This is a genomic window from Sphingobacteruim zhuxiongii, assembly GCF_009557615.1.
Lineage (GTDB): Bacteria > Bacteroidota > Bacteroidia > Sphingobacteriales > Sphingobacteriaceae > Sphingobacterium > Sphingobacterium zhuxiongii.
On sequence record NZ_CP045652.1, the window covers coordinates 2,389,621 to 2,402,388 of the forward strand.

Annotated in this window: 11 protein-coding genes; 8 read left to right on the forward strand and 3 right to left on the reverse strand. The window is 38.5% G+C overall.

Features of this window, described 5'->3' with window-relative positions; genetic code table 11:
* Position 1: 1 nt before the first annotated feature.
* A complete protein-coding gene (locus GFH32_RS10190) occupies positions 2-1,084 on the reverse strand; it encodes a helix-turn-helix domain-containing protein (protein WP_153511514.1) in 1,083 nt (360 codons plus the stop codon).
* A complete protein-coding gene (locus GFH32_RS10195) occupies positions 1,081-2,037 on the reverse strand; it encodes a helix-turn-helix domain-containing protein (protein ID WP_153511515.1) in 957 nt (318 codons plus the stop codon). Before GFH32_RS10195 ends, GFH32_RS10190 begins: the two co-directional genes overlap by 4 nt.
* A 558-nt stretch (positions 2,038-2,595) precedes the next feature.
* Here GFH32_RS10195 and GFH32_RS10200 point away from each other — a divergent pair.
* Positions 2,596-3,375 carry a DUF4382 domain-containing protein gene (locus tag GFH32_RS10200; RefSeq protein ID WP_160366900.1) on the forward strand — a complete coding sequence of 260 codons (780 nt, stop codon included), beginning with the start codon at positions 2,596-2,598 and terminating at the stop codon, positions 3,373-3,375.
* 54 nt (positions 3,376-3,429) lie between these two features.
* Here GFH32_RS10200 and GFH32_RS10205 read toward each other — a convergent pair whose 3' ends face one another.
* The gene (locus GFH32_RS10205) at positions 3,430-4,197 is read right to left on the reverse strand and encodes a DUF3050 domain-containing protein (protein WP_153511517.1); all 768 of its coding nucleotides are present in this window, start codon (positions 4,195-4,197) and stop codon (positions 3,430-3,432) included.
* 107 nt (positions 4,198-4,304) lie between these two features.
* Here GFH32_RS10205 and GFH32_RS10210 point away from each other — a divergent pair, with 107 nt between their 5' ends.
* The 7 genes from GFH32_RS10210 (at position 4,305) to GFH32_RS10240 (ending at position 12,546) form a co-directional block, all read left to right on the forward strand.
* Positions 4,305-4,751, forward strand: coding sequence for a MarR family winged helix-turn-helix transcriptional regulator (locus tag GFH32_RS10210; RefSeq protein ID WP_153511518.1), 447 nt, complete (start codon positions 4,305-4,307; stop codon positions 4,749-4,751).
* Between the two features lie 60 nt (positions 4,752-4,811).
* Positions 4,812-5,882, forward strand: a complete 1,071-nt coding sequence (locus GFH32_RS10215) for an HlyD family secretion protein (RefSeq protein ID WP_153511519.1) — start codon at positions 4,812-4,814, stop codon at positions 5,880-5,882.
* Position 5,883: 1 nt separating this feature from the next.
* Positions 5,884-7,422, forward strand: a complete 1,539-nt coding sequence (locus GFH32_RS10220; RefSeq protein ID WP_153511520.1) for an MFS transporter — start codon at positions 5,884-5,886, stop codon at positions 7,420-7,422.
* A 424-nt stretch (positions 7,423-7,846) separates the two neighbouring features.
* Entirely contained in the window at positions 7,847-8,485 is a 639-nt protein-coding gene (locus GFH32_RS10225; protein WP_202111291.1) for a histidine kinase, read from the forward strand.
* The gene (locus tag GFH32_RS10230) at positions 8,451-9,173 is read left to right on the forward strand and encodes a LytR/AlgR family response regulator transcription factor (protein WP_153511521.1); all 723 of its coding nucleotides are present in this window, start codon (positions 8,451-8,453) and stop codon (positions 9,171-9,173) included. Before GFH32_RS10225 ends, GFH32_RS10230 begins: the two co-directional genes overlap by 35 nt.
* 123 nt (positions 9,174-9,296) lie before the next feature.
* A complete protein-coding gene (locus tag GFH32_RS10235; protein WP_153511522.1) occupies positions 9,297-11,567 on the forward strand; it encodes a cation:proton antiporter in 2,271 nt (756 codons plus the stop codon).
* A 181-nt stretch (positions 11,568-11,748) separates the two neighbouring features.
* A complete protein-coding gene (locus tag GFH32_RS10240) occupies positions 11,749-12,546 on the forward strand; it encodes a hypothetical protein (RefSeq protein WP_153511523.1) in 798 nt (265 codons plus the stop codon).
* The last annotated feature ends 222 nt before the right edge of the window (positions 12,547-12,768 follow it).

Consider the following 12,768-nt stretch of genomic DNA (forward strand, 5'->3'; position numbering starts at 1 on the left):
ACTAATACTTCAACATCGACTTTTCGCGGAATTCTATGGGCGAGCAACCCATCTCCTGACTAAAATTTCTATAGAACGAAGCTCGAGAATTGAATCCACAATGTAAAGCCAATTCCTCGATATTCATATCGAAACCTTCATCAGAAAGTGAATTACAGGCTTCTTTGATGCGTAAGGAGTTGATAACTTTCAAGAAGCTATCTTGAAAATGAAGCTTAAAAAACTGCTGAATAACTGGCTTAGAGACGTTTAAAACTTTCGCCATCTTATCAATACTGAATTCGGTATCCAAGTAAGACTTCTCTACCAAATAATCGATAATCTTTAATTTGATACTCTGCTGTTCGGCATACGTAAAACCTGGCAATGGTTTTTCCAATGGATTGCTGCTGGCGCTCAGATTTAGCGACTGAATATCCCAGTGAATCGGCTTCCGCAACTTACCAAGCAAATAATTATAACCCAATAAGCTACCCAAAAGCATAATAAAGAAAATCGTCACTCCAGAACTTGCAGCATCGGCACCCGAACGCTCAATCATTCTATTCAGCACCAAAGTCAACATGAAAATTGAGGATACCAAAATAAGAATTACACTATAGTAGTAGAGTCTTCGCTCAAAGCGTGCTCTATTTGTTGCAGAATTACTTAAGAAAAATACCCAAATTGGATAGAATAGCCACGAAAGTCCCATTATACTATACAGCAATAAGTAGTATTCCATCCTATAAGTCATCCGAAAGGTATACGAAGAGATAAACACCAGATGCCCCACCAAACCGAGTATAAACGGAATTCCATGCAGTAGCATTTGCCTCTTTGTGACATTCCTTTGCTCAATACTACAGAAGGTAAAATAGAGTATTGGTCCATATATTAGTCCAAAAGGTGCCGTACGGTCGACATAGACCAATCCTGGCAATAAATCTCGAAAGATTGCTGCGTGTATAGTATGAATCAATAAGATAATTAAAAATACCTGCGCTAGCTTGTCGGTATCCGATTTATTCGGGATATATCTACTAATTTGTAAACCTAAGGTGCAAATAATAACGATTGCAAAATACAGTAGGTAGAAGATCATATATTCTGTAGCAATTTACTCCGGTATTCCGAAGGTGATAAGCCATTAATTTGTTTAAAATATCGGGTGAAGGATGTTCTAGAGTTAAATCCACACAAATTCGCTAAGAATTCCAATTTCAAATTGTCGCTACCATTACTTAAAATCTGCGTAGCATAGGCAATCCGATATTTCGCTAGCCATTCATAAAAATTACTCGATAGCGTCGTATTGATAATATAGGAAATATGTTGCTTTGGGATGTTCACATAGGTAGACAACCTTTCTAGGTTTAAATTCGCATCCAAGAAGAGCTGCTCTGACTCCATAACCGTATGCAATTTTGCCTTATAAAACTCAATCGTCTCCGTCGATAAATTTAATTGTGTCAGCTCCTCTGTCAACAACTTAATTTCTGTTTTCCTGTCAACTCTGGAGGTATAGCCATACCATATAATGAGCCCCATCGTAATAATCATTAATGCGATCACTACAAACAAGGGGTTCACATCGACGTCGAAGGGAATAATCTCGTGCAACAACAGTAAACCAAAAAAGAAAGCAACGGCAACACCCAGAAGTGCCAGATTCTCAACAAAAAGAATACGATTAACCTCTGCAGTCGTCGACTTCAACTTTGACGAATGATATAAAACATAGATGGGATAACCGGCTAATAAACAGAATGAACAAATCATGTAGGGAATATTGACATCCACATACCAACTAATCGGATTCAATACAAATAGAATCAAAAAAGAGATCATCGGTGTCAAGTGCATCAACACCGTACCCAAATCAACCCGTTCGTTATTACTCGATTTGAAAATAAAATATAAAAGTGGCCCGTAAGCTAGCGGAATAGGTAGAATTATGTTGTTTACAATAAGAACTACATGAATGCTGAGCAGGGAAAAAAATAGGCCAACAAATAGCCTAAATAATCCGAAGTGTTTGATTGCCCGATTAAACATCGCGAATTTTAATATCCAAAAAATTATTATTAATAAAGAGGTTAACGTCGTTTTAACTAACGCTTTACAAATATAATCAATTAATGTTCTAATTAAGATTATTCCAATTATTGCAAATTATTTCATACTAGGACTAACACCTGTAGATATTTAACTACAATAGCCAAAGCTTAACCTCAAAATCATAACTTAATCCTATTGATATTCTTTTTTAATGAACACGCATGTGTTTAACTAGAAAACAACATAAAATTGGATAAAATCGAGAACGATTATGATATTCAGAAGACACTAAACGTAAAATCAACACATAATAATTGTGCCCACCCCTATAAATACTTTAGCTAGACTAATGAAACCTTTAAACCACTTACGAAATACGAAATACAGCTCTAATGTATCGCTAAAGGCAAGATTTTAGGAGAACGGTTCAAATACATATCCATCAATCCACTGTTTCTTCGGCTCAATCATGAATCGATATCCTATTCCACCTTGACATTCAGATTACATTGGCACAGGGTTTGCCAATGCAAAGCTATAACATCAGAAATGACTATGAAAAATACTTTATTCTTTTCCTTGGCGCTTGCAACGCTCGTACTTGGAAGCTGCTCTACAGATGATGGTATTCCGACAGGTAGAACGCCCTTGACGATTAAGATGACCGACGCCCCAGCAAACTACGACGCTATCTATTTAAATATTGATGAAATCGAAATTCGTACTGTGAGTGGTAGCGAAGTAATTGATGTGGATGCTGAGCCTTTTGATATACTGCAGTATCGCTTCGGTAGAGATACAGTAATCGCAGCACATGACGTTCCTTCGGGAAGGATTCAAGAAATCCGCTTAAAATTAGAAGACGAAGGCAATGAAATTGTTGTCGATGGCATTCACTATCCATTAACCACGCCGTCTGGACAATCCTCAGGCGTAAAGATCAAAGTACACGATAATTTAGAACCTAATGTTGCTTATACCCTACTATTAGACTTTGATGCGGCGAAATCTGTACATGAAACAGGAAATGGAAAATGGATGTTGAAACCTGTTTTGCGTGCCATTCCTGTCGCTACTTCAGGCGCTATCGAAGGCGTTGTCGCACCATCCTCTGCATGGCCAAATGTGTATGCTATTGCTGGTAAAGACACGATAGGTACGATTACCAATCCACTGGGTAAATTCTACTTCCCCGGTGTGGATCAAGGCACTTACAAACTGTTAATTGAACCTACAGAACCCGGTTATGATACAGTTTCTACGGAAGTCATTGTTACGCAAGGAAAAGTGACGAATGTTGGAACGATCCAACTTGGAACAATCTTAGAAAACTAATCTCGATATATTATAAAACAAGGGCTGCCTAGACATAGGTAGCCCTTGTTTGTATTATATAGAATCAGCAATTGCATCCCAAAGTGCAATACGTTTCTGTAAAGCAATCTTAGCAACTTCTTGCATTTCTATCCATTTCTGTTGATCATCACCTGCCAATTCCATAATCATACGCATTGCCAGGGGACCATGCTCATCCCCATCCAATTCAATATGACGTTGGAAATAATAGATTAGACGATCTAAATCTGTTTCTGGAAACCGAGACTTGATAGAGCGTAGAATCGACGTAAACATATCGGGAATTAAATCCTCTCGACCAAAAGTAAATGCCGCCGCAATTTTATGTGGCGCCCGACTTGCAATACAATCGAAAGTAAAATATAGAAATTCTTTGATACGCTGATCAATAGCAAGCGACTCGATTACCTGGATAACGTTGCCCTTGTCTTGCAAATTTGAAATAAATGACTCGATGGCCTCGCAATTCGCACCTAAGGCTTGCATAGAATCAAGGTACATTTCATAGTGGCTTAATCGGCGACCGTCATAATACTCGTCGGACTCTTCGGCTAACACAATTTCATTAATTAAATAACGTGTATCTGGAAACTTGCTCGCGAACCAAGGAACTTGTGTACAAGTCAATTCAATTTGTAATGCTTTTAATAAGGACATAAAATCCCAGACCGCATACACATGACCTTCTGTAAACTTCCGTAAGTCGGCTACTGTTTGAATCTTTTCATATAAGGGATGCTGAAGTAAGATTGCGCGTTCTTCGCTAATATAATCGTGGATATTCTGAATGTTATTTTGCATCCCCAAAAATAAGAAAGCTCCTAAATTGTAAGCTAATCGTAAAATAAAATTTTAAACAATAAATTAGTTTGATATTTAACTGTTCATTGTTTAACTTTGTGCCAGAAATGAAAGAAATGAATGAAGATGTCGCGATCGTGCGCAATTTAATATCTGATATAATTGCACTTAGGGTCAGTATAAAACAATTCTACTACCAAAAAATCAAAGAACTACAGCTCGACCTCACTTATGAGATGATTCAAGTGTTGGCCGTATTATGGCGTCGAAAAGAACTTAATCAACAAGAAATTGCCGAAGCAGTCCAAAAGAGCAAAGCCAGTATCACTCCCTTAATTGACAATCTGTGCAAACGCGACTTAGTTATGCGCGTTGCCGATCCTAATGATCGACGAAATAATCGTATTGTCGTCACCAAAAAAGGATTCGCTTATCAAGAGCAATTGGTACCCGTTCAAGCAGAACTTTACGAACGTATTATCAAAGTTTGTGATAAACAAGCGGTTATTCAATTACAAGATCAACTACAAAAATTAACAGGCGCCATCTCCTAATCATTTTTTTATCTAATTAGTTCAATGTTGAACTAATTTAAACAAGCATCAAATACAGCAATGAGTCAACATACAACAACAGAAATCAGCCCGAAAGAACGGAGTCGTCGTCGAAAAATATACGCCGTTAATATCGTATCTATCCTTGTTATTTTATCGGCTATCACCTGGGGCATAGTAGAATTCTTCCACTTAAATGAAAGCGTGTACACGGAAGATGCGCAAGTCGATGCACATATCAACCCTGTTTCAGCAAAAGTATCGGGCTATATTAAGGAGATTAAATTCCGTGAACATCAAATTGTCCATAAAGGAGATACCCTCGTTGTATTGGACAACGAAGAATATAAAATACAAGTGGAAAATGCATTAGCTACGTTAGCCGATGCGCGCGCAGGACATGATGTAGTTCAAACAGAAGTACAGATAGCAAATAATAGCTTAAATATTGCCGATGCAAATATTGAGGAACTTAAAACAAGACTTAATAACGCAGAAGTTAATTATAAACGTTTTCAAGCACTTATGGATAAGGACGCCATTGCGGTATATCAATATGAACAGGTTAAAACCGAATACGAATCCCTATTAGCAAAATACAAATCCCTACAGGCGCAAAAAACAAATAGCAACCTAAGCTCCGTAGAAACCCAAAAACGCACAGCTATCAACCAAGCGAGCATCATGCGTGCCCAAGCTGCACTAGATCTTGCACGTCTCAATCTCTCCTACAGCGTGGTTATAGCACCCTACGACGGTGTATTAGGACGTGTGCCAGTCGAAGAAGGACAATTGATACAAGCAGGACAGCAGTTATTTGCAATCGTCAGAGATCAACAAAAGTGGATTACCGCTAACTATACCGAACGCCAGCTAAAAGAAATCAGCATCGGTAAAGACGTACAAATCACAGTCGACGCCATGCCGAACCGCGTTTTCCAAGGTAAAATCAGCGCAATTTCAGAGGCTACAGGATCTAAATATGCTAGTATCCCAGTCGATAATTCTACCGGAAACTTCATCAAAGTACAACAGCGTATTCCGGTTCGAATCGAATTTTCAAAACAAAACAACGCTAAGGATTTAGAAAAACTATTGGTGGGAATGAATGTTGTCGTAAAGGCTATTTAAAATGAAGGAAAGTCTTTTTCAATCCTGGGTTTCGGAACGATTTAGATTCCCCATACTGTTGCTCGTAGCGATTACGCTATCCTGCAACAGTGGTATTCCCAGTACAATCTATTCATTCGTGATCGGCGATCTGTCCGCGAACTCACCCGACTTATCCATGGCAATGTATGCCTATTGTGCTGGTATGGTCTGTTCCATTCCCTTAATATTTCGCTTGAGTGGGGTAATCCCCAAGAAAACAATGATCATCATCAGTATCCTCATCCTCATGGGCATCAACTATGCCTTATCTGTGAGTGATCGACCTTTGGTAAACGTGATGCTGATGTTTGTATTCGGTTGTGTCAAAATTATTGTGACCATGGCCTTGATTACCGAGCTAATGCCCTATTTGATGCCTCGAGGCGAACGTTATCAAATGTACGCCATCTATTATCCCATGAATTTGGTATTACCCGTTATCGGTGGATTAATCGCCGTCCTATTAGCAAATCATTATTACTGGGAATTGGGATTCCATTTTCAAAACCTGATGCTCTTTATCTGTCTCCTATTTGTACTAATGAGCTTTAAAACGCAAAGCATCAAAAAAATCCCCTTATTCCAATACGATTGGTTAGGAACCATTCTACTGGCGGCTTCCCTCCTGGCCTTTTCTTTTGTTTGCAGCTATGGCGTTCAGAACAATTGGTTTTACAGCGAGTCCATCATTCGGGCGACAGTTTTATTTATCGTGCTATTTACCTTTTTTGTCAATCGAAACTTTAAGAAAAAAAGAAAGGTTATTAGCTTCTCTGCCGTGACCGATAAGGGTACTTTTCTAACTTTACTCACGGTCTTTATCCTCGGAATGTTCTATGCCAATAGTACCTTATTAAACTATTTACTCAATATTCTCGCACCTAATAATCCAGGAAAGGTTGCTGAAATAAACGCATACATTATTGTCGGTTATTTATTAGGAAGCTTGATTGTCTGGTTATATTTCAAACAAACCAAAAAATGTAAAGCGATCTTTCTGTTTGCAACAGCCTGTTATTTGTTATCCAACATTTTATTACTCGGTTATATCAATCAAACAACAAAAGTTGAATTTCTGATCCTACCCATTATTTTACGAGGGATTGCGGTGATGGTTTCATTTATTGCCACAGCAGTCTATTTGGCGGCGAATGTTTCTCCTAAGCAGTTCTTACATAGTATCGTGCTCTTCCTGTTGGTTCGAACATTTCTCGTTACGACTTTTTGGTCTGCCTTTATTGGTTATGTTTACAATCACCAGGTTATTGTTCATCAAACTCGACTGGCCGAAATAACTGAAACCAACATCGCCTTGACAAAAAGCACCATTGCGAGTTTTCAAACGCAAACCTCCCTCTTAGCCCTCCAAGATATTTATGGATATCTGGTCTACGCCAATGTTGCCGTACTGCTTATTATCGCATTGTTACCTTATCATTCCTCGACCATCCGTCATATTTATAATTGGGGAACCAAGAAAAACGCTAAAGAAATTATACAAGCAAGCCCAATGTCTTAAAAATCCTATAGGATTTGCGTAAAGCGAAAGTCTCCCAACCAAAAAAACGAAAAATTGGCGCGAAGAACGATACGCTGGTCCTATGAAAACACAAAAGTAAACAGGCAAATAGCAATCGCCTAGCTTAACCAATTACAAGCCCTTTTGAACGGTTTAGCTAGGTCTAAGGTAGGGTTCAGCTAGGCCTGAAGTCTGTAGAAAGTTTTAGGATGAATCTATTTTTGTTAAATTGCTCCACAAAATAATCGGAAAACGATTCCGTTTTACTTAAGTAAAATATCCTATTCTAATCCTGATGTACATGGTTTTAGTCAATTCACAGCATACAAATACTCTTGTTTTTATTGGGTTCATCCTAGTCATCGCGATTGTTTTACTAGCTTGGCAACTTTTTAAAACGAAGTTGAGAAACCAGCGCCTAGAGATGCAGATTTCAAACTTGGAGAATCAAGTACATGCGGTACAACTGGAGGAGATTGATTATAAACTCAATCCTCACCTCTTCAAAAATGTATTAAACTCTATACAATCACATGCTTATCAAACCTATCACTCCCTGGATTCCCTATCGCTGGTATTAGATTATATCCTTTACGAGAGCAAGAAGAAATATGTGACGCCGAATCAGGAAATCGCTTTTGCCTTGAGTCTAGTGGAAATTAACAAGATTAAGTTAAGCCCCCTTTTTGATTTACAGATAAAGAATCAGGTACGAGAGAACGAACCGCTATTGAACCAAAAGCTCATGGTTCCACTGTTGAGCATCGATTTAATCGAGAATGCTTTTAAACATGCGGACTTGCAAAGTCCAAATTCCTTTATTTCTATTACGATTGGCTTTAAAGATCATGCTTTTTCGATGACCGTCGCGAATAAGATTTCCAAGAAAGCAACCTTGAAGAAAGAGAAAGAAGGCTACGGCTCCAAAATGCTGGACAAGCGATTGAATATGATCTATAAAGAGCATTACAAATTGGATCGCTTTGTTGAAGGCGATGTTTTCATTGCACATTTAAAAATAGACCTACTTGAACACAAAGCTACGATGCTTGCTACTCGATGATGAGTTACCAAGCTTAAAATATCTAAAACTCCTCTGCCAACAGATTCCTGAATTGGAAATCGTTCGCGTCTATAATTCGCCCAAGGAACTATTAAACGAGTTGAAGGACCTGTCGTTCGACCTTCTAATTATGGATATTGAGATGCCCGAAATAAATGGGATTGAGCTTGCTGCGCAATTAAAAGATAAAGCTCTGATTTTCACCACAGCCTATAGCGAGTACGCAGCAGATGCATTTGACCTCCATGCGATTGACTATTTACGGAAGCCGCTAACCTTAGAGCGATTGAAGAAGGCAATAGCTAAAGTCCGTGTCTATCAATCATCGGATACGATGCCCGAGAAAAACTTCGTCCAATTAAATAGTGACCAGGGAAAATTCCTTTTGTATTTTGATCAGCTGGCCTATATCGAAACCTCTACTACGGATAGTCGAGATAAACAGGCCTTCCTATTTAATGGGACATCCATTGTCTTGAAGAATATCTCATTTGATAAATTGCAAGAGCTGCTGCCTGAAGATCAATTTTGTCGGATTAATAAAAGGGAATTAATTGCCTTATCGATTGTACAATCGTTTTCTTACGAGGAAGTCAAGAGTAACATCAGTAGTCCCGACGGGAATTTGAAGAGCTTCCAATTGGGGGAGGCATTTAAGAATCGACTTATCGAATTGATCAGCATATAATTTCATTACATTTTTCATCCACTTCATTACAAAAAGCACCTCCTTCGCTGTTAAACGGCTAAAATAGCATGTAAAAATCCCTATTTTGCCCCAATAAAATAATAAGATAAAAACGGGTATCAGATGAAGAAACTAAAGAGTAGTATTTTTTATATCGGGATTGTGGGTGGTTTTTCTTTCTTAATCTATTGGATTATTTCACAAGGAAGAAACATGGAGATTGGTCGGGATATACAAAAAATAAACTCCGGTAACTCGCAATGGCAAGAGTTTCTTAGCGCTTTGATACATAACTTACAACATCCACTAGCGATTCTCTTAGCACAGATTATCGTGATCATTCTTTTTGCTCGATTATTTGGATGGCTATTTAAAAAGATTGGACAGCCTACGGTGATCGGGGAAATCATCGCAGGTATTATCTTAGGGCCATCCTTTTTGGGTATGTATTTTCCGGACTTCTCGGCGGCATTATTCCCGACAGAGTCGCTAGGCAACTTACAGTTTCTAAGCCAAATCGGTTTGATTCTGTTTATGTTCGTAGTCGGCATGGAGTTGGATTTGAAAGTCCTCCAAAACAAAGCACATGATGCTGTTGTCATAAGCCATGCTAGCATCATCCTTCCCTTTGCCTTAGGGGTATCCTTAGCTTATTTCATCTATGGAAGCTTTGCTCCGGCAGGCATTGACTTTACGTCCTTTGCTCTTTTTATTGGAATCTCTATGAGTATAACTGCTTTTCCAGTACTGGCAAGGATCGTACAAGAACGAAATATTCAAAAAACAAAATTAGGAACGATCGTAATCACCTGTGCCGCGGCCGATGATATTACCGCTTGGTGTCTATTGGCAGCCGTTATTGCGATAGTGAAAGCCGGGAATTTTTTGAGCTCCCTTTATATTATCGCGTTGGCAATCGCATATGTATTCGTGATGATCAAGTTTGTTCGCCCTTTTCTAAAACGGATTGGCGACATGCACGATAGTCGTGAAAATCTAAGCAAACCGGTTGTTGCTATTTTCTTTCTCACCTTAATAATCTCATCGTACTTAACGGAAGTTATTGGTATCCACGCTTTGTTTGGGGCCTTTATGGCAGGCGCCATTATGCCGGAGAACGCCAAATTTAGAAACGTATTTATCGAGAAAGTCGAGGATGTTGCTTTAGTACTTTTACTACCCCTATTCTTTGTTTTCACGGGCCTTCGAACTCAAATTGGGCTATTAAATGAGCCGTACCTATGGCAGATTACCGGGTGGATTATTTTGGTTGCCGTTGTTGGGAAATTCGTTGGAAGTGCGATTGCGGCGAAATTTATGGGGCAAAACTGGAAGGATAGCTTGACGATTGGGGCATTGATGAATACGCGCGGATTGATGGAGTTAATCGTTCTTAATATTGGTTTTGATCTCGGTGTACTCAATGCAGAGATGTTTGCAATGTTGGTCTTAATGGCCTTAATTACCACCTTTATGACGGGTCCGGCCATCGATCTGTTTAATAAACTTTTTAAATCCACTGATTCTTTAATACCCGATGAGATCAGCCGTATAGGCAAATATAACTTATTGATTTCTTTTGGTAACCCATTGCGTGGCCCGTCGCTCCTGCGACTGGCCCATGGGTTAGTTAAAGAAAGCGATAAGAACTCTTCTATTACGGCAATGCATTTAACGCCGACAAATGATCTGCATCAGTACAATGCTGAAGATTATGAGATCGAAACCTTTGAACCAATTGTGACGGCATCTAAAGAACTTAGTCAGTCCATCATCACCTTATTTAAGGCGAGTAATAATATGGAAGCAGATATTGCAGAAATCGCTAATGAAGGAAATTACGACTTATTACTTATTGGTGTTGGGCAGTCCATTTACGAAGGCAGTGTATTGGGTAGAATATTGGGTTTTACAACGCGATTTATTAATCCGGAGAACTTGGTCTACCGTGTAAAAGCAACCGAAAGCTTACTCGACAATTCCGTGTTCTCGAATAGTACGCTACAAATTATGGGACGCAGTAAAATTCCCGTTGCTGTTTTAATCGATAAGGATTTTAAAAAACTAGATCATATACTGTTTATCGTCTACTCGAAAAGCGATTTGGAATTACTGCCTTATATCCAAAAATTCATCCATAATGCACAATCTCAAGTGACGATTATTGATATGAATCAATACTTGCAGCAAGATAAAAAAGCACTAGAGCTTTTTCGCTCGATTGAGCAGGTCGCGCCAAATCATATTACTAAAATAGAGGGTGCGGAGATTAATATGGAATTGACTAACACACAGGATTTAGTGATGCTAAGTAAGAATAGCTGGAAAGAATTGTTTTCAAATAAAGAACATTGGATTATCAACCTTCCTTCTACGCTGATTATAAAGCAATAGTTAACTAGGGGCTTATTGCGAGGAATGAATTTTCAAAAATCTGGATAGTGATAAGCTCGCATTTTCGAAAAAATAGAAGTAATCCCAGTTAAACTTTTTTCGTCTACGATAGTCATAAAAGCAGGAGCACGATCGAGCTTCTTTTATTATTCCTATTACGTTATAGTTTAATGCTATTTTTATGAGAACAGTTAAATTCCTACTATTACCCTTATTACTTTTGGGTTCCCACGTATCATTTGCACAGGACAGTCAAATAGAGACGCAAATCACCAACGATGTAAATATTAATTCAAACGAAGCATTATTTAACCGTTTAGAATCGTATATTTTTCTAGAACCAATATTTAATGCGGTCTTTGAACCTAACAAATTCCATTCTTATAGTCTTATGCTTTCCCTACAGGATGATCCTTTTTCAATTTTTAAAGACAGTAAAGAACTAACATTAGAAAGTATACGTACTGGTGGTTTTGAGGTGTACGATGAACAAAACAACTTGATTACCGTTTCTCATGATGTCCGTGGTAATTATTCTTTAGAATCCAGCGCAAAATCATGGGTTCGTCCTGCATCTCCAAGTTGGCGGAATAAAAAATATAAAACTAATACAGGAATAGAATATGAAGTCGATTGGGGATTGAGCCTACACGGGCGTTATCGGATCAAACGAAATGATGGCTACCAGATTACGGTCAATCTGACAAACTTGGCCGGACGAACAAAAATTAGTGACAATGAGGGTCGTGAGGTGATTATCAAACAAGACCGCTATGGTCAGCGTCAGCTTTTTGAGGCGGATAAAGTCGTAAAAACCCTGAGAGCGCAAACCGTCGAGAACTATATTATTGAATACGCAGATGGCAGAACAGGTAATATTCGCTTTCGCGGACGTTGGGGTGATTTAATGGTCAACGGTGCCGATGGTGAGCAGTTAATGATCAAGAATCGATATATCAAACAAAAACCCCTGTGGTAGAAAGTAGCACCGAAAAAGAAAAAGAACCGGAGAAAAAAGACTAATTTTTCTATTTCATTGTTCTCGAATAATATTTGTTATGCGTCAGTATATAGGCTTAATTTCTCCTTAATATTCAATTTGCTTTCTATCGTACAGGTGCAAGAAGCGCCAGAAAAAGGTCTTGAGCAAATTCAGGTAGAAAAGAAAAGAAAACCAAATCTTAAAAGAAAGAGGAACGTT